This window comes from Aristophania sp. ESL1142 (assembly GCF_058107345.1).
This window is the reverse complement of the sequence record NZ_JBYLUH010000001.1, coordinates 1,199,974-1,218,467: the sequence shown is the minus strand read 5'-3', so window position 1 is coordinate 1,218,467 and position 18,494 is coordinate 1,199,974. Positions and strand designations below refer to the sequence as shown.

Annotated in this window: 16 protein-coding genes, 1 tRNA gene and 1 pseudogene; 9 read left to right on the top strand and 9 right to left on the bottom strand. The window is 45.1% G+C overall.

Going from position 1 to position 18,494, the window contains the following annotated elements:
* Both AC3B6P_RS05740 and AC3B6P_RS05735 read left to right on the top strand, forming a co-directional pair.
* Window positions 1–1,326, top strand: coding sequence for a c-type cytochrome (locus AC3B6P_RS05740; protein WP_489805142.1), 1,326 nt, complete (start codon window positions 1–3; stop codon window positions 1,324–1,326).
* Window positions 1,327–1,393: 67 nt separating this feature from the next.
* A pseudogene (locus AC3B6P_RS05735) lies at window positions 1,394–2,419 on the top strand (aldose epimerase family protein); the annotation flags it as partial.
* An 81-nt stretch (window positions 2,420–2,500) separates the two neighbouring features.
* Here AC3B6P_RS05735 and AC3B6P_RS05730 read toward each other — a convergent pair.
* Window positions 2,501–2,959 carry a Ros/MucR family transcriptional regulator gene (locus AC3B6P_RS05730; RefSeq protein ID WP_489805141.1) on the bottom strand — a complete coding sequence of 153 codons (459 nt, stop codon included), beginning with the start codon at window positions 2,957–2,959 and terminating at the stop codon, window positions 2,501–2,503.
* 122 nt (window positions 2,960–3,081) lie between these two features.
* On the opposite strand from AC3B6P_RS05730, the gene AC3B6P_RS05725 reads away from it, so the two are divergent.
* Both AC3B6P_RS05725 and AC3B6P_RS05720 read left to right on the top strand, forming a co-directional pair.
* A complete protein-coding gene (locus AC3B6P_RS05725; RefSeq protein WP_489805140.1) occupies window positions 3,082–4,350 on the top strand; it encodes a UdgX family uracil-DNA binding protein in 1,269 nt (422 codons plus the stop codon).
* Between the two features lie 27 nt (window positions 4,351–4,377).
* Window positions 4,378–6,639, top strand: coding sequence for an FUSC family protein (locus AC3B6P_RS05720; RefSeq protein WP_489805139.1), 2,262 nt, complete (start codon window positions 4,378–4,380; stop codon window positions 6,637–6,639).
* On the opposite strand, the gene AC3B6P_RS05715 is transcribed toward AC3B6P_RS05720, so the two are convergent.
* A complete protein-coding gene (locus AC3B6P_RS05715; RefSeq protein ID WP_489805138.1) occupies window positions 6,613–7,275 on the bottom strand; it encodes a LabA-like NYN domain-containing protein in 663 nt (220 codons plus the stop codon). The genes AC3B6P_RS05720 and AC3B6P_RS05715 overlap by 27 nt on opposite strands.
* 171 nt (window positions 7,276–7,446) lie before the next feature.
* Window positions 7,447–7,536, bottom strand: a tRNA-Ser gene (locus AC3B6P_RS05710).
* A gap of 350 nt (window positions 7,537–7,886) precedes the next feature.
* Here AC3B6P_RS05710 and rplU point away from each other — a divergent pair.
* From rplU to obgE, 3 genes are all read left to right on the top strand, one after another.
* A complete protein-coding gene (gene rplU, locus AC3B6P_RS05705) occupies window positions 7,887–8,201 on the top strand; it encodes a 50S ribosomal protein L21 (RefSeq protein WP_489805137.1) in 315 nt (104 codons plus the stop codon).
* A 54-nt stretch (window positions 8,202–8,255) separates the two neighbouring features.
* On the top strand, window positions 8,256–8,522 hold the full coding sequence (gene rpmA, locus AC3B6P_RS05700; RefSeq protein WP_489805136.1) for a 50S ribosomal protein L27: 267 nt from the start codon (window positions 8,256–8,258) through the stop codon (window positions 8,520–8,522).
* A 109-nt stretch (window positions 8,523–8,631) separates the two neighbouring features.
* Window positions 8,632–9,633, top strand: coding sequence for a GTPase ObgE (obgE, locus tag AC3B6P_RS05695; RefSeq protein ID WP_489805135.1), 1,002 nt, complete (start codon window positions 8,632–8,634; stop codon window positions 9,631–9,633).
* Window positions 9,634–9,693: 60 nt separating this feature from the next.
* Here the strand turns inward: obgE and AC3B6P_RS05690 are convergent, their stop codons facing one another.
* The 5 genes from AC3B6P_RS05690 to budA all read right to left on the bottom strand — a co-directional run bounded on the left by AC3B6P_RS05690 (window position 9,694) and on the right by budA (window position 15,136).
* A complete protein-coding gene (locus tag AC3B6P_RS05690) occupies window positions 9,694–10,302 on the bottom strand; it encodes a LutC/YkgG family protein (protein ID WP_489805134.1) in 609 nt (202 codons plus the stop codon).
* On the bottom strand, window positions 10,302–11,726 hold the full coding sequence (locus AC3B6P_RS05685; RefSeq protein ID WP_489805133.1) for a lactate utilization protein B: 1,425 nt from the start codon (window positions 11,724–11,726) through the stop codon (window positions 10,302–10,304). The genes AC3B6P_RS05690 and AC3B6P_RS05685 overlap by 1 nt, the downstream gene beginning before the upstream one ends.
* Window positions 11,723–12,466, bottom strand: a complete 744-nt coding sequence (locus AC3B6P_RS05680; RefSeq protein WP_489805132.1) for a (Fe-S)-binding protein — start codon at window positions 12,464–12,466, stop codon at window positions 11,723–11,725. The genes AC3B6P_RS05685 and AC3B6P_RS05680 overlap by 4 nt, the downstream gene beginning before the upstream one ends.
* 159 nt (window positions 12,467–12,625) lie before the next feature.
* On the bottom strand, window positions 12,626–14,320 hold the full coding sequence (gene alsS / locus AC3B6P_RS05675; protein WP_489805131.1) for an acetolactate synthase AlsS: 1,695 nt from the start codon (window positions 14,318–14,320) through the stop codon (window positions 12,626–12,628).
* 66 nt (window positions 14,321–14,386) lie between these two features.
* Window positions 14,387–15,136 carry an acetolactate decarboxylase gene (gene budA, locus AC3B6P_RS05670; protein WP_489805130.1) on the bottom strand — a complete coding sequence of 250 codons (750 nt, stop codon included), beginning with the start codon at window positions 15,134–15,136 and terminating at the stop codon, window positions 14,387–14,389.
* Window positions 15,137–15,330: 194 nt separating this feature from the next.
* On the opposite strand from budA, the gene AC3B6P_RS05665 reads away from it, so the two are divergent.
* Window positions 15,331–16,233 (top strand): LysR family transcriptional regulator, encoded by a 903-nt coding sequence (locus AC3B6P_RS05665; protein ID WP_489805129.1) that lies wholly within the window; start codon window positions 15,331–15,333, stop codon window positions 16,231–16,233.
* A 102-nt stretch (window positions 16,234–16,335) separates the two neighbouring features.
* On the opposite strand, the gene AC3B6P_RS05660 is transcribed toward AC3B6P_RS05665, so the two are convergent.
* The gene (locus tag AC3B6P_RS05660; protein ID WP_489805128.1) at window positions 16,336–16,590 is read right to left on the bottom strand and encodes a DUF2312 domain-containing protein; all 255 of its coding nucleotides are present in this window, start codon (window positions 16,588–16,590) and stop codon (window positions 16,336–16,338) included.
* Window positions 16,591–16,934: 344 nt separating this feature from the next.
* On the opposite strand from AC3B6P_RS05660, the gene zwf reads away from it, so the two are divergent.
* Window positions 16,935–18,407, top strand: a complete 1,473-nt coding sequence (gene zwf, locus AC3B6P_RS05655) for a glucose-6-phosphate dehydrogenase (RefSeq protein ID WP_489805127.1) — start codon at window positions 16,935–16,937, stop codon at window positions 18,405–18,407.
* Window positions 18,408–18,494 lie beyond the last annotated feature (87 nt).

Here is an 18,494-nt window from a genome sequence, read left to right as displayed (position 1 = left end):
ATGAAACTCCTTACCTCATTGACCGCCAGTGTCGCCCTGACGGGTGCAATCCTGTCTTTCCAGGCATATGCCGACGAAAGCTCTGATATTATCAAACATGGGGAATATATTGCGCGCGCTTCAGACTGTGTAGCATGCCATACTGACCCTATGGACGGCCGAGCCTTTTCAGGTGGGCATGCCCTGAAAACACCTTTCGGCACATTACTTGCCAGTAACATCACGCCCGATCCCAAAACAGGTATTGGCGACTGGACCGAAGCAGAGTTCAAAAGAGCTGTCCGTGAAGGAATTGGCAAAAATGGGGAACATCTCTATCCTGCCATGCCCTACCCTAATTACACCAAAATGACAGACGAAGACATTCATGCCTTATGGCTATATATGAAGATGATCACGCCTGTTCAGAAAGAGGTTGTCAGTAATCAGCTGCCATTCCCTTATAAGATCCGCTCAGTTCTGATTTTCTGGAATTTGCTGAATTTCCATAGCGGACGTTATGAACCAGACCCCAAACAGTCAGAAGACTGGAACCGCGGAGCTTACCTGGTTGAGGCGCTCGAACATTGTAATGCCTGCCATACACCCAAAAACTTTCTTGGAGGTGACAAAAACGGGAAAGCCTATACAGGAACATCCCTCCAAGGTTGGTTTGCGCCCAATATAACAAACAGCAAAAGCCACGGGATCGGCTCATGGTCGCCCGATGACCTCCACACCTATCTCAAAACAGGAAGTGCTGGCTCTTATGTCGCTTCTGGCCCTATGGGAGAAGCTGTTGAAAATTCCACACAATATCTTACTGATGATGACTTAAAGGCTATTGCAACATATTTTGCCTCTGTAAAAGATGCTAATGCCCGCCCCAAGACGTCAGCTATAGCTGAAACAGATCCACAAATGATGCATGGTCGTTCAGTTTATGAAGTTTCCTGTGAAGCTTGTCATAAGCATGATGGCTCTGGTGTGAAGGGCATGATTACAGGATTTCCGGGTAACAGCGCGATTCAGGCCCCTATATCTGATAGCCTGATCCATACCGTACTGGCTGGTGGACGTGGTGCCATAACAGACGGCAACCCTACTGGAGCAGCCATGCCCTCCTTCGCCTGGAGACTGGATAATGCCCAGATTGCAGACGTCCTGACATATATACGTAATAGCTGGGGTAATAATGGGGCAGCAGTTAAACCAGAAATGGTTGCCAATATGCGTGCTGATGTCAAAACGAAAAAAATCGGCCCTGTACCTGATGACTGGAACAAGCCTGGTTTCCGTTCTGGAAAAACAGAAATCCAAACATCTGAGTCCAAAGATACTCCCTGATTATTCGTCAAAAATTACAAAAGCAGGATCATTATGATGACCCTGCTGCCTTCAGCAGGTCTTCACATTTTTTACGTTAAAAAATGATCATAATATTACGGTCCGTATTATGACTTACGGCGGCACGATTCAATCGATCGAAACCCCTGACCGCAACGGAAATATCCGTGATATTGTCCTTGGTTTTAAAGACCTTAAATCCTATCTGACGGATGTACGGAATAATCATCTTTATTTTGGTGCTTTGATTGGGCGTTACGCCAATCGTATTGCCTATGGTCATTTTTCATTAAATGGTCACGTTTATACTATCCCGCAAAGTCTTGCACCTCATGCGCTTCATGGTGGAGAGGTCGGATTTGATAAAAAGCTATGGAATGTCGAAAGTCATTCCACGGATGCTCAGGCAGCCCATTTACGCCTTGGGCTTGACAGCCCAGATGGCGATCAGAGCTTTCCCGGTAATCTCCACACTTTAGTAGAATTTACACTTGATAATCATGATAATTTGGTCCTTTCCTATCACGCAACCGCAGATGCCCCTACAATTGTCAGCTTAACAAGCCATAATTTCTGGAATCTGGATGGGGAAGGATCAGGCAATATTGAAAGCCAGAAGATCCGCATCAATGCCGATTATTATACACCAACAGATAAAACAGCCATCCCAACAGGAGCCCTCGCTTCTGTCAGCCATACACCCTATGATTTTCGCACACTCACACCAATCGGGCTACATTTAAGAGATGAAAACCCCCAATTGGATCAGGATCATGGGTATGACAAAAATTTTGTCATTAACGGCACCCCCTATCAGACACCCCGCCTTGCAGCCCATGTTTACGCACCTCATTCAGGGCGCGTATTAGACGTTATAACCACTCAGCCAGGGTTGCAATTTTACACATCAAACGGGCTGGATGGAACATTTCACGGTATTTCAGAAAAAGCCTACCATCAGACTGACGCAATCGCCCTTGAGACGGAAGTGTTTCCTGACACACCCAACCATCCTAAATTTCCATCGTCCATATTAAATCCAGGTGAAGTCTATCAGACTGAGACCATTTTTCATTTTTCGGTAAAGCAATAAAACAGACATGATAAATATAGAAAGGCCCGGTGAGGATCTTCCACCGGGCCTTTCTATTATATCCCCAGATCAGTCGAAAAATTATGCATCCCTGCTACGTCTGCCTGGTCCGGTATGGTTTTCAGAAACTGAACCAATATTACGCCCTAAACCAATCTCTCTTGCCAGAGCAGAGCGGCGTGCTGCATAATTCGGAGCAACCATCGGGTATTCAGGAGGGAGACTCCATTTCTCGCGATATTGTTCCGGTGTCATGCCATAAGCACTTTGGAGGTGCCGTCTAAGCATTTTCAGCTTCTTCCCATCTTCCAAACAGATAATATAATCAGGGAAAACAGATTTACGCACAGGAACAGCTGGCTGTTGATTGGAAAAGGCACTATCTTTTTCTGCACCATTACTCTGAGATGACAATGTTTTATAAACACTACCAATTAAATTACATAACTCTTCAAGTGATAAAGAAGACCTTGATAGTTTTGAAACAACAATATCTGTTGTCAATTTCAGTAGATGGTTATGCTCAGTTTGATCTACCATTATAGTAACCTTTATCTCATAATAATCTCGTTTGATCTAAGGTGAGTGTGTAAAATAAATATCCGACAAAGAAAAGCTTAATTAATAGTTATTCTCCTATAAAATATCGGTAACAATCAGCGATGAATATCATAAAGCTTGAAACTGAAAGTGACTTCCAAGGATGGCGAGAGCAAATTCGCCCCTTTCTGGAAAAATATGTGCCTTTTTCACAAGTAAATCTTACTATATCCCCCTCTGATGATCTCTATAAAAACAGTTACAAGCGCGATTCTACGGAGTCTTCATCTTTTTTTACGATTCCTCGTTCACTTTCGTCGCTCGTTATTGCGGTTTTTTCTTCTGGATCCCCAGAACGATTTGAGCTTCTCTATGAATTACTTGAACGCATAAGAGATCATAAAAATCTTGATGATAGGGCCGACCCTCTTTTCACGAGATTAAAAACTCTCAGTCATAAAGCTAGAAAAGACGCACTATTACTGAGAGAGACCCTCTGTAAGGCCCCTATATCTGAGCGAACCATTCTCCACCTTGACGTATCAACAGCTCTACTTGATAGCCAGGCTCTTGCCCTTCTTTCTTTAAGGCCAAATAACTGGCTGATTATAACGCTTGACCGCATAATATGTGCTATTGACGGTAAACTCTTTTTTGCACCTTCACCGCCTGTCTCAGCGCCCCTTCAGGATGAAGTCTTATTTGATTTTGCACAAATACATGGCATTGCCTCTCATGAAAGCACTTTTTGGCATTCTATAATGCCCTTATCAGTAAAGCCTGTTCCTGATTTTATTCAACAAATACCTTCTCTTTTCCTTCTGAAATCTTATGCCGCCGATTGTCAGCTTTGCCCTCTCTGTAAACCTGCATCCCGCACAGTAACAGGCGAAGGAAATCACAATGCAAGGCTCATGTTTGTTGGAGAACAACCTGGGGATCAGGAAGACCTTCAAGGGCGTCCCTTTGTAGGGCCAGCTGGACAGCTTTTTGATCAGGCTTTGCGCGAATGTGGCATTGAACGAAAAGAAAGCTGGGTTACCAATGCTGTCAAACATTTCCGTTTTACACCATATGGGAATGGGAGGCGCCTTCATCAGAAACCAGATTCTGAGCATATCAAAGCCTGTTCTCCCTGGCTTCAGAGGGAAAGGGAGCTTTTAAAACCTAAAGTAACAATTATGATGGGCGTCACTGGCGGAACTGCCATTTTAGGCCGCCCTATAACCGTTTCACGAGAAAGGTCAAAATTTTTGACTTTGCAGGACGGCTCTATAGGGCTAGTGACTGTCCACCCGTCTTTTTTACTCCGTCAATCTGACGACTCCCGGGCCAGGGAATATGATCATTTTGTTTCTGACCTCAAACTTGCTTATTCAGCGCTATCATAGAGACTCCTTTATCAAGGTTACGCTCTCATGGCTCTGATTAACGCTGCAATCAAGAGACTTGCTTTTCCAGAACGGCCTAAAGCACCTACCCCCCTGCCCCTTTCCTGGATTTATTGTCCTACACCTGCGGGATTCATCTTCGCACTTCGGACGACAATTGCTGCCTGTATTGCTCTGGGCATTTCTCTTTGGATGGAACTCGATAATCCTGCCTGGGCAGGAATGACAGTCTGGGTTGTCGCCCAACTTAATCGGGGAGAATCTCTTTCAAAGGCCAGATGGCGTATCGTCGGGACATTCATAGGAGCCTTTGTCTCCATTGTCATTACAGGGATGATCCCTCAATCGCCATGGCTTTACTACCCTACCATTGCTTTATGGATTGGCATGTGTAGTGGCTGTGCCACCTTTTGCAGTAATTTCCGCTCTTATGCCTTTGTTCTGGCAGGCTATACCTGTGCAATCATCTGTATGGATTCATCACCAGACGGCAACAGGCTCTTTATGGCTGCTGTGGCACGTACAAGCTATATTATTCTAGGTGTGACGTGCGAGACGGTTGTTGCAACGATCTTTTCTACAGACCAGGAACAACATGCTCATCTTAAAATCAGGCAAAAACTGGAAACAGCTTTAATTCTCGTCTCCCAAACACTGAAATCAATCCTAAGTCAGGATCGGACAGCTTTAACCTCTGCCCGTAAGCAATTCGGCACTGTCTTAAAACTGAATGATGAAATTGAGTTCGCTGAAGTTGAAATGAGAGCCTATGGTCATGAAGGTGACCATGCCCGCGCATCCCTCGCTTCCTTATCCGCGCTGTTATCACGTGGTTTTGGTATGGCAACCCGATTACAGCTCCTCACAAGCGCTCACCAGGAATTTGAGGCCATCACCCAGGAAGTTCTTAAATTCCTTGACAGTTTCCCCAAACGCCTTGCCCAGGAAGATGAAATACCTTTCCTTCTGGAAGACCTACTCCATTTACGAGACACATGCCGGCAATACGCTTCGCCTTTGCGTGTCTCTATAGATTCCTCTTATAACGGTCCGGCAGTTCTGAGCATGGCTGATGTTGAGCGCCTTGCTCAGGAAGAAGGCGCAGAAATTACAACTCCAGAACTTGATGAACGTGTCCTCTTTATTTCCATGGGGGAATTACTCGGCGACCTTGAACAGGCAATCACCCAGTTCCATGCCAGTATGCACCCGGTTTTTGGAGACCATTTCCGCTTTAACCGTCAAGCCTCTCATGATCTGAAAATTGCCTGCAATAATGGTATCAGAACAGCCCTTGCCGTTATTATTGCAGCCCTTATTTACGAAGTAACCGCCTGGCCAAATGGTACAAACTTTATCAGTATGGTCTGCATTATCTGTGGGCTATATGCTACTCAGGAAAATCCGGTTCTAGGCACAACAAGCTTTCTCAAAGGGATGTTTTGTGCATGGGTCGTTGCCTGGTTCCTTGTGTTTGGTTTCATACCAATGGTAAAAACCTATGAACCTCTGGCTCTTATCATTGGTTCTGCCATGTTCTTTGGTGGTTTAGCAAAAGCGAATCCTTCCACAGCCAAGGCAGCTGCATCCTACACTCTGCTTATGCCTCTTATGCTCGGGCTTGATAATCAGGCGGTTATGGATGAAATTGATTATCATAATATAAACCTTGCCATTATTATGGCAGGTATCGTTAGTGTCGTGGTCTTTAGAAGTGTTCTTCCATTTGATGCTGATGCCGAGCGCTTTAGAATGCGCAAAATGATGTTAAAAGAACTTCGTTCTTTGACAGATTTCAAGGTCATCCCACAGGTTGGTAAATGGATCAGCCATAATACTGACCGTTTTTCACGTCTTATTTCCCATTCTGATCCCAGTGGTTCACCCTTGACTGAAGCCGCAATTCAAGGAACTCTGGCAACATTGACATTAGGACTGAATATCATCCGCCTTCGCGCACTCATGGACCGTGAATATCTACCAGAAAGCGCCAGACGGCCAATTACCCTAGTTTTACATTATATAGAACGTTCAACAAAACGACACGGACGTGCTGCACGCATTGCTCGCGCTGCTGTCAGACGGTTGAGAGAACTGGATACACCAGAACATGACATTATCACGCGCCTGGAATTGACAAGAGCATTAACTTACCTGGTCGTTATCGCCCATACACTGAAAACAAATACAAACTTCCTTGATGAGAGCAGACCATTCATGGGAGAAGGCCCTCGCCCTGTAACCAGTAAAAGCCGTGCTTGGTCATTCTTTCTCAAAAAGCACTCTTAAATCATCAAGATCAAGGAAATTATCTGCCTGCCGCCTTACTTCATCTGCAACGACTGGTGGGTAAGTACGCGCAGTCGAGATTACGGTCACTTCTTTACCATTTTTCTGGAGCTGCTCGATTAACATACGAAAATCACCGTCCCCTGATACTAAAATAATATGATCAGCATGGCGGCAATATTCGAGTGCATAAATGGTCAATTCAACATCAACATTTCCTTTAATCCGTCGAAAAGGCTCCCCCTGACCACGCGATGCTGGATCGCCAGTTATTTCTGCCTCATCAAGAATCTCGGCATTATCCATCGTGTCAAAGTTAAAGTGTCCTTTTGTTTCCTTCCGAATAACCCGGTAACCATTATATTCCAGAAAAGAGATAAAACCGCCTCTTTTATAATCATTAGGAATATATGAAATAAAACAATAAACCCCCTTCAGATTTGCAACTTCCTGAAAATCATGAAGAAATCTTTCATAATCAAATCTGAAACGAAGTTTTTTAAGTGCAAACTCCAGATTTGCGTGATCAATGAGGATAGTCACACGTCCTTTTGAAAATAGCCGAGACAGTTCACTACGTAAGAATTCACGCTGTTTTTCAAACTGTTCTTCTGAAAGTTCATAATCAGGATGCATAACCCAATCCTCATATATCTCGTTTATCGAATCGAAAACTATCTCAAATCTGTTTTATAAAGAAAACAGGAAAGAAATTATCATCGCTATGCCTTATTAACTACTTATAGGTTAAATAATTAATTAGCGGGACATAAAAAATTTGAGAGGAAGCCTCTACTTACATTTTTATGGCGGAGAGGGTGGGATTCGAACCCACGGTACGCTTGCACGCACAACGGTTTTCGAGACCGCCCCAATCGACCACTCTGGCACCTCTCCTTATTTTAGAGATGATCGCTAACTCTTTAATAAGAAATAGAATCCTCTCAAGCCGCTTATGACGATTTTTCATCGTATATGCAAGGGGAGAATCCCTAAAAACAATCTCTTTTACAGGTTTATTAACTATTATTCAGGAACTGTATCAGTAATGAAGAATGACTACTAATAAATTTGCCACCGCCCTTGACGGAGGAGCTAAAAATTTATATATCGACCCTGCCCAATTTCATATTGTTTTAATGAACAAATATTAATGGGGCCAATGACAAAAAGCGTAGTAAAAATCGCCTCTCATACAGAAATGAGACTGGCGGTATCAGGACTACGGTAATTAGAGAGAATTTTGCATGTTTGCAGTCATCCGCACTGGCGGAAAACAATATCGCGTCACAAAAGACGCTATCCTAAAGGTTGAAAAGCTCGATGCTCAGCCAGGCAGCACCGTCACATTCTCTGACGTACTGATGGTTGGTGGTGAAGGCAGCCTTCAAGTTGGTGCTCCGACTGTTGCTGGTGCTTCAGTAACAGCAGAAGTCATTGCACAGGATCGTCTGGCCAAAGTGATCATTTTCAAAAAACGTCGTCGCCAGAACAGCCGCCGGAAAAATGGCCATCGTCAGCCTGTGACCGTACTACGTATTACGGCAGTCAACGCCGCTTAAGCGGCTCCTGATTTTTAAGGCAGCGTTTAAAGACCATTTTAAGGAGAGACCAGAATGGCACAAAAAAAGGCAGGCGGATCCAGTCGTAACGGACGCGATAGCGCTGGACGTCGTTTAGGCGTTAAGAAATTTGGTGGTCAGCATGTTCTTGCTGGCAATATTATCGTGCGTCAGCGCGGCACAAAAGTTCATCCAGGTGAAAATGTTGGTATGGGGCGTGACCATACACTTTTCGCTCTGGTTGAAGGCCATGTTAAATTCCAGCGTCGCGCTCAGGGTAAGGTTCATGTCTCTGTTGCACTAGCAGCAGCAGCTGAATAACAAGCGCTTTTACCGCTTATAATACAGCGTTAAACGGGGGGAAGTTTCCTGTAAAAGGAGATTCCCCCTTTCTCATATCCCCCTCCTCGCTTCGACTGCGATAAGATTTATGAAATTTCTTGATCAAGCTAAAATTTATGTCCGCTCCGGTGATGGGGGCGATGGGGTTATAGCCTTCCGGCGTGAAAAATATATTGAATTTGGAGGCCCCGATGGGGGAAATGGTGGTCGTGGCGGAAATATCTATTTCCGGGCTGTACCTAGCCTGAATACACTGATCGACTTCCGCTATACGCAACATTTTCGCGCCCGCAAGGGGGGAAATGGCGCAGGCTCTGACCGGACAGGAGCTGCTGCCCCGGATATCATTATTGACGTCCCTATTGGCACGCAAATCCTTGATGAAGATCGTGAAACCCTTTTAGCTGACCTGGATGAAGAAGGGAAAATGATTCTTCTCTGTCGTGGTGGCGATGGTGGACACGGTAACAGCCATTATAAAAGCAGTACAAACCGCGCTCCCCGTCGAGCCGATAAAGGTTATCCTGGTGAGGAGCGCTGGGTCTGGTTACGCTTGAAACTTATTGCTGATGTCGGCCTTCTCGGCCTTCCCAATGCTGGAAAATCTACTTTTCTCTCTATCGTTTCTCGTGCCAAACCGAAAATCGCAGATTATCCTTTCACGACCCTTCACCCTCAACTTGGCGTTGTCCGCTTAAATAATAGTGAGGAATTCGTCATTGCGGATATCCCCGGCTTGATTGAAGGAGCTAGTGAAGGATTAGGATTGGGAGACCGCTTTTTAGGACATGTAGAACGTTGCGCCGTCCTCCTACATCTCGTCGATGGCACTCAGCCTGACCCGGCTGCAAACTGGGCCATGATCCGGCATGAACTGCAAGCCTATGATAGTGATCTGGCTAATAAGCCGGAAATCATTGTGCTAAATAAATGTGATGCCTTAACTGAAGAAGAAATTGAGGAAAAGCAGGCAGCCCTTGCAAAAGCCTCAAAACAAAAAGTATATCTTCTCTCTTCTGTCAGCCGGACCGGTCTTGATGACTTATTGAGGCTTCTTCAGGACAAAGTTAATCTTAACAAGAAGAACTGATCATCAGAAATGATACAGACAGTTTTATTAAAAACAGAACTGTCCGTATCATTTACCTCATTAATCTGTCCAGATAACTGTCAGACTTCTTACACCCTGCGCACCGCGAATCAGAACACCCTGAATATCAGCCGTTGCAGAAGGACCACTCATCAAAACACCATAACCAGCCGTCTTAAACTCTTCACGTTCCTGATAGGCTGTATGCATATTCGCTGTTAAGGCCGTTCTGGAAAGCAGTACAATCAGATGCTGCGCCAGATGCACATCAGCGAGATGATCATGCAACTCTACTTCACTCAGAAAAATAGATCCCATTTCAGCAATCCCGAAAGGAGACCGGACGACCATGACATCGACCTCATCTGCAACCTGTAACGTTTTAAGATCAGTAATTTTCGACGTCCCCTGAAATTCGTCTGTCGCTGAACAAATCGAGTGTGCATCAGGATATTTGCGGCGGACAGTCTCTTCAAGTGTTTCTCCAGCCTCTGGAGTCCAAACGTCACCTCCCAGTAAATAAAGAGCTTCTTCAAAGCGTTTTACAGAACGATCCATATCACCCAAAGTCACAACTTCAGGCAGAGGATATTGTTCCGCACGGGGAGAACGCTTTTCTCTCAATTTGGTCAAGATCACATCTCTGGCAGATTGTTCCTGTATGGCCATTATGCCTGCCCTCCTATACCGGGCTTCTGAGCCGTTTCCACGGATTGATTTAAGCGGTTTTTACGGTACCAGTGATTAAATGTTTCTGATACAGGATGGGGTAACTCGCGATGTTTTCCCCATTGATTGAATGCATTATAGAGGACAAAGCGTGGCATGGTTTTCAGTGCAAGATTTGTCCCTGAAATTGCAGCCCTATACATACGAGGACTGGAAAGTAGCTTCCCGGCCATTTTCATGATTTCCTTTTTAACAAAAGGAATTTCATTTTCTTCAGCCAGAACACGCCGCCACTGGAAAAGCTGCTCGTGAATATTGATCTTCACCGGACAGACATTACTGCAACTTCCGTTTAATGTCGAAGCGAATGGCAGTGTGCTATATTTTTCCTTGTTAAAGGTCGGGTCGATGATCGCTCCGATAGGTCCCGAATAAACAGCTCCGTAAGACTGTCCGCCAGAACGTCTGTAAACAGGACAGGTATTCATGCAGGCGCCACAGCGGATACATTTCAGGGAAGACCAGAAATCATCCATTGCCAGGCGATCAGAACGCCCATTATCAACAAGGATAATATGCATTTCCCCGCCTTTTTTAGGCTTACGGAAATGGGTTGTATATTGTGTGATGGGTGACCCAAGAGCACTACGGGAAAGTAGACGGACAAAGACACCGAGGTCAGACATACGCGGGACAAGGCGTTCTATCCCTAATGTCGCAATATGCAAACCGGAAACATTGGCGCTCAGATCGGCGTTCCCCTCATTTGTACAAACGACAAAACTGCCTGTTTCTGCAACCAGGAAATTCCCGCCTGTCATACCTGCATTCGCACCAAGGATGACGGGACGCGCTGCCTGTCTCTGAGCTTCTGCCAAAGAATGGGCATCATGATCATTAGGGTCTGTATGATAATATTTGGCAAAAAGCGCTGCCACATCCACCGTCAGTTTCTGCACAGCCGGTAATACAACGTGACTGGGCAGCTGCCCATCAAGCTGCTGAATCCGCTCACCAAGGTCGGTTTCTGTTACAGTAATACCCCGTGGCTCAAGATATTCCCGCATTTCACACTCATCAGTGATCATGGATTTACTCTTGATCAGTGATTTCGCGTTATGCGCTTCCAATATCTCGGCAACGATACGGTTATGCTCTTTGCCGTCCCGCGCCCAATGGACATGGATCCCATTTGCCTTGGCATTACGTTCAAATTGCTCAAGATACTCAGGCAGATTGGCAAGTGTATGCTCTTTAATTTCAGAAGCTTTCTGACGCAGTTCCTGCCATTCAGGCAGAATATGCATCTGGTGATCACGCTTCTGACGAATATCCCAGAGACGTTCATCATGAAAATGCAGATGAGCTTCTTCTTTCAGAAACTCAGCCCCTTGCCGGGCATGCGGAACAGGTTTCGTGCTCATGCGCGCGCTCCATTCAGAATCTCTGCAATATGGATAAATTTGACTGGCACATTATTACGTTCAGCACAGCCCTGTTGGTGCATCATGCAGGAAGTATCGGCAGAGACGATATATTCAGCACCCGCAGAGCTATGATCCATAACCTTATCAAGCCCCATTTTCGCAGAAATGGCCTCTTCAGTTACAGAATAGGTCCCACCAAAACCACAACATTCATCAGGACGCTGTGGCTGGGCAAAACTGATTCCCTTCACCGCAGAAAGAAGTGCTTTTGGCTTTGAAAAAAAGGGTTCACCAAGTTCAGACATACTGGCTGTCCGCAACGACCTTAATGTCGCACAACTATTATGAATCCCTACTTTATGAGGAAACTCAGCCCAAGGAAATTCCCTGACCTTCAGAACATCGTGAATGAATTCAACAAGCTCATATGTATTTTGTCTTACGTGTTTTACAGCCGCTGTCTGCTCAAGGGCATCAAAATTATCACGGATATTATGGACGCAGCTCCCCGTAGGCGCAACGATGACATCATAATCAGCAAAATTTTTTACAAATAACTCTTCGGTCTCTTTAGCATCCTTGTTACAGCCTGAATTTACCATTGGCTGCCCGCAACAGGTCTGGTCTAGAGGATATTCTACAGTCTGCCCTAGTTTTTCAAGTAGCTCTAATGTGGCAATCGCCGTTTTTGGATAAAACGCATCCATATAACAGGGAATAAACAAACCTATTTTCACGTTTAGGTACTCCAAAAAAGTGTTTTCAAATAAAAGATAAAACACTTAACGATTATAAAAAATTTTACCCTTGAAACTATTCGTTATTTTACAATAACGAATAGACCTGTTACAAGTAGCAACCATGTTACCGTAACAGGATTTTCTTAACGATATTTATCAAGCAGATGCCTTAGGGGATCCTCCTAACGCGGGCAGTGGCTCAAGAAGCTTGTGGTTGTCTGTATAGTCAACAGATACTGCAATAACAACAGGGCCTTCTATATCCATCGCTTCAGTGAGAGCCTGTTTCAACCCCTGAACTGACGTCACATTTACGCCTTTAGCGCCAAAAGACTCAGCGTAGCGGGCAAAATCAATATCACCGAAGGCAACGGCTGCCTCGCGCCCATATTTCTTCTCTTCCTGGATCTTGACCATGTTATAGTGATGATCCACCCAGATTAGATGAATGATATTGGATTTCAGGCGCACCGCAGTTTCAAGATCCATCGAAGACATCATGAAACCACCATCACCAGAAACAGAAATCACCTTCTGTGCAGGGTTCACGAGACTGGCTGCCATTGCCCAGGGCAAGCCCACACCCATGGTCTGCTGGCCATTTGTCATGAGAATCTGCCGCGCACGGAAAGCATGAAGATAGCGCGCAATCCATATATGGAAAGACCCCATATCAAGGCATAATGTAATATCCTGCTGGATGAATGTCTCCAGGACTCTGACAATCTCAAGAGGATGTAACATCCCTTCTTTATGACTTTTGGCTGATGCAAAACTCTGTTTTAAATCAGCCCGGTAATCTTCAAGAATTTTTGCGATATCTGACGTCAGGCCAATTTTACCAACTTTACGTTCCAGATGAGCAAGTGTCAGAGCAATATCACCAATCAACTCGCAAGAAGGTGCGTAAGCTTTATCAATTTGCGCTGGTACTACATCAACATTAATAAGGGGTCGGTCTGTTTTCAGATTCCACAAAATCGGATCATACTCGATCGGATTATAGCCAATCGCAAGAACAAGATCAGCTTCGTTCAGAAGGTGATCGCCATGCTGATTATGAAATAGCCCAATGCGACCGCCAAATTGTGGTAGCAATTTATGCGAGATTGCCCCCGCTGCCTGATAAGAGCCAACAACAGCAAGGCCAGTATGAGTAACAAACTGCCTTACAGCATCTGCATTTTCAGGTGTGCTGGCAAGCATACCAAGAAGAATAACTGGTTTTTTCGCTTTCTTCAGAGCCAGTGCCGCTTCATTGATATAATCATCAGGAGCCGGACCACTTTTGGGAGCTGCGCATTTTGCCAAGACCTCATAAGGTGCCTGTAGATTCAAAACATCCATAGGAACACTGACAAAAGATGCACCAGGCCGCCCTGATTCAGCTGCACGCAAGGCATTTGTGATAATTTCAGAGGTCGCCGCTGGTGCTCCAATCTCGACACTATATTTCGTGACAGGGCGAAGCATGCTGACTGTATCCATGCTCTGATGCGTCAGTTTGACAAGATCAGCACGCCCCACAGCCCCACCAATTGCGAGCATAGGGTCACCTTCAGATGTCGCCGTAGCCAGACCTGTTGTCAGATTGGAAACACCAGGACCTGAAGTCACCAATGAAATGCCCGCTTTCCCTGTAATTCTCCCGATCCCGGCAGCCATAAAAGCTGCATTCTGTTCATGCCGGACCGCAATCGTTTCGATAGAAGAATCTTCTAATGCCTCAAATAGACGGTCAATCTTGGCACCAGGAATTCCAAAAACATGTTTGGTTCCGTGCGCTTCAAGATTACGTACAATCAGTTCAGCCGTGGTCTGTTCAGCCAAAGCTTTCTCTTTCTGTGTCATGATATCCTTGGAAAATATTTAAAAATCGAGGAAATAAGGTCCGAAAAAACGTAAGGAACGCCTTAACTACCCTCCTTCGGCAACCCTGATTGAATCACTTAATCCTTCGGGAGACAGATCAGCCTCAGCAAATTCTTTTGTACGGGGAAGCTCTATTTCCAGGTCCGAAATACTCGCGACCTCAAGCTTGCCGCGCTTTACAATATAATCTGTTACATGACCGCCATGTTTGGCATCATCACTCAATATGTGCAGATGATACCCCGCAACATTGACACCCTGCATGAAATGAGGCGTACGGAAGCCCAGCATCTGTCCTGAAATATTATTCATCGTAAATGTAGGCTGCCTTGCTACAACATCCAGCATATGGGGATAGGGTCTGCATTGGCAAAAAACCGTACGCGTATCCACAACCTCAAACTCACCTGTAAACCTTACAGCTCCAAACAGGTTCGGATTACCGATCAGACCATCAACGATTTCCTCAAACTCCTCTTTATTATGAGGCTTATCAAGTTCGATTATTTTTTCTGGTTCAAAAAAAGTCACACAGGCAAAAGGCGTTTTCAGACCACCATGCGCTTCTGAGGCAATTCCTTCAGAGCGGAACTGTTTTACAACACCATCTGCAACAATCATTTCTCCATCCAGCGCATTGAATGTGCCAAGGCCGAAATCACCATGTTGCAATAAATCATTAAGCGTCGTCTCACCGTCATAAACGGCATCAAGTAAAGCTGACATTGTTGAGGTCTGATAAAGGCGGTTCGTCTTACGAGGGCCTTCCGCCTTCTTAACAAGCTGTTCGGTCATATACTCTCCCATTCCCGAATACGGAATTGAAGATATTACGCATCGAAGCCTATTTCAAATATATAGTTTTAACTATATGTATATATAATATATATGCTATTTTCTGCTATATAAAAAATATATGCTTTTAACCCCTAAAGAAATTTTATTACTACAACACTGAAATACAGTGAAAAATCATGAGATAGGCGAAGATGGATATTCGACACTTCCAATATTTTACCGCTGTTGCCGATGCTGGGAGTATCACCCTGGCCGCCAAAATGCTGTCCATGGAGCAACCTCCTCTCAGCCAACAGTTACGCAAAATGGAAGAAACGCTCGGTGTTACGCTTTTTATCCGCCAGACACGAGGCGTCACACTGACTGAAGCAGGGCAGATGCTTCTTCCTCAGGCACGCCTTATCCTTGAACTGAAGCAGCAATTCATCGAAAATGCCCAGAGTCTTGCTGAAGGAAAAAAGGGAAGGCTGCGGATTGGATTGGCTGGTTCTGTCCCTCTTCTGCCGGCTATTCCTTTTGCCATCCGTCAATTCAGAACAATGTCACCAGATGTTGTTCTGTCTCTTGAAGAAAGCAATACCCCCGCATTATGCGCGTCACTTCTTAATTATCAGCTTGATATTGCTGTCGTCCGTCCACCTGTAACGGACCCGGATCTGATTGAAGTTATTCCTCTACTCAAGGAGCCTACACTAGTGGCTTTACCTAGTGGCCACCCTCTTTCAGGAAAAACAAAAATCCGGCTTAATGAAATTGAAGAAGATCCCCTCATTATTTTCCCCCGTGAATTAGGACCTGGATTTTACGATTCCATATTGGCAGCTTACCAGCTTGCAGGTGCAACACCTCCTTTAGGGCAGCAGGCCCCGCAGATTGCCGGAACAATTCCCCTTGTTGCAGCAGGATTAGGTGTTTCAGTCGTTCCTGAATCGCTCAAGCAGCTTCATACTGAAGGAATCACCTATCACGAGATTGAGGAACCTGCGCCTTATTCCAACCTGGCCATTGCCATGCGCAAATCAGCAAACAGTCCTTTAATGCAGGATTTCTGTAATTTACTTAAAAAAGTCTGCCAGTCTTCTGCAGAAAAGTAATTCCGTAACTTTTTTGACTCCAATAAAAAAGCTCCGTTTAAGCAGGATAGACCCTGCCAAAACGGAGCATTAAGAGGCAATCTGGTTTAAATAATTATTTATTTACATACCCAGAGCGCGACGATAAATATCGAGAAGCGTTTCCTGCTCTTCAATCTCTGCTGGCTCTTGTTTACGCTGTCTGATGATCTGTTTGATGACTTTAACATCAAAGCCGGCTGACTTCGCTTCAGCAAAGATATCCCTTATATCACCGCCCAGAGCTTTACGTTCTTCCTCAAGTCTCTCAACACGTTCAATGATAGAACGCAAGCGATCAGCGGCAATGCCTCCTGTTGTTGCAGTTTCTGACTCCATTAGCCTTTGATCCTCTTTCATTTTACGATTCTATATTACCGCTTTGCGGCTTATAGCGTCCCTTTTACCGGGTCAATAAATCTAACTCTGATCGAGCAAAAAAACACGTTTTTTCCATAAAACCCATGAGAAAAAAATTGAAAAAACGCTCTTTTTTTCATCTGTAAAGTAAAAGTTTTTTGAATAGTCATTTATACCTCTCAAACGCCCTCCATAACCCTTGTTCTCCTCTTGACAGAAATGAGCACTAGGCCGTTCTAGAAAGGTGGCAACAGATATTCTGAAATGCATTTTGATCTTTATAGGCGCGCCCTGCGCACAAACAGGAAAGGCTGTTATTCCTTATGACTGGTTCCCAGCAAACGGTCCCTTTTGATTATATCATTTTTGGCGCCACAGGCGACCTGACAATGCGCAAGCTGCTACCAAGTCTTTATAACCAGCTTCGCCTCGGTCACATTCCTAGAAAAGCACGCATCATTGGTACAGCCCGCTCTGCAAATACACGCGAAGAATTCCAGGAACAGGCCCACCAAGCACTTGAGCGCTTCGTTCCAGATGCCAATAGAAGCGAAACCGTAATAAAGCATTTCATGGATATGCTGGATTATGTCCAGCTCGACGCCACAAAAAACAACAGTAACTGGGCTGAACTCACCGAAAAACTTGCCCAGTCCCCTTCAAACCAGGTCCGGGTATTTTATTATTCCACAGCGCCTCATCTTTTCGGGGAAATCAGTGAAAACCTTGCCAAACATAACCTGATTACGCCTCAGTCACGTGTCGTCATGGAAAAACCGATTGGTACTGACAGCCAATCAGCCAACAAAATCAATGATAGTGTCAGTCAATATTTCAAAGAACATCAGATCTATCGTATTGACCATTACCTTGGCAAAGAAACAGTACAAAACATCACGGCACTCCGCTTCGCTAATCCCATTATCAATGCCATATGGTCTCATGAATATATCCAGTCCATCCAGATCACTGCAGCAGAAACAGTGGGAGTAGAAGGACGCGCTGGCTATTATGACAAGTCAGGTGCTTTGCGTGACATGATCCAGAATCACCTACTGCAAATCCTGAGTCTCTGTGCCATGGAGGAACCCACAGCCCTTGACGCTGATGCCGTCAGAGATGCGAAGGTCGCCGTTCTCAAAGCATTACGGCCCATTACTGGCGATGCAATCCGGACAGAGACCTTGCGTGCCCAATATACAAAAGGTGGTATTGGCGACCAGCCCGTCTCTGGTTATCTTGATGAGCTGGGGCGCCCGAGCAATACAGAGACCTATGCAGCCTTACGGGCTTATGTTGAAACACCTCGCTGGAAAAATGTTCCCTTTTATATCCGCACCTTGAAGCGCTCCAAATTGAAAGTCAGCGAAGTTGTCATCACATTCAAGAAACGCGCTCACGGTCTTTTTGGCCATTTACCCAAGGCCAACAAACTCGTTATCCGTATCCAGCCCAATGAAGGCATTGACCTCACCATTAATGCCAAAAACCCTTCCTCACCTGGCTTCAGTTTTCAGGAGCTTGACCTGAGTGGCGCCTTTACCACAACCGATGGCTCTCTTATCCCCGACTCTTACGAGCGTTTAATGCTTGATGTCGTGCGTGAAAACCCAACACTTTTCATCCGCCGCGATGAAGTTGAAGCCGCTTGGGCATGGGTTGAACCAACTCTCAAAGCTTGGGCCGAAGATCAGGTCCCGATGGAACATTACGTTGCAGGTACCCGCGGCCCAACAGCCGCAAAGGCCTTTATCAACAAGACAGGAGATTTCTGGCACGAAAATATGAAAAATTAATCTCCGAATCTCTATATTCGGTCTTCATATTTTTTCAGAAAGGGGACAGATATAATGTCTCCTTTCTGTTTTCTGATGGATTTATCC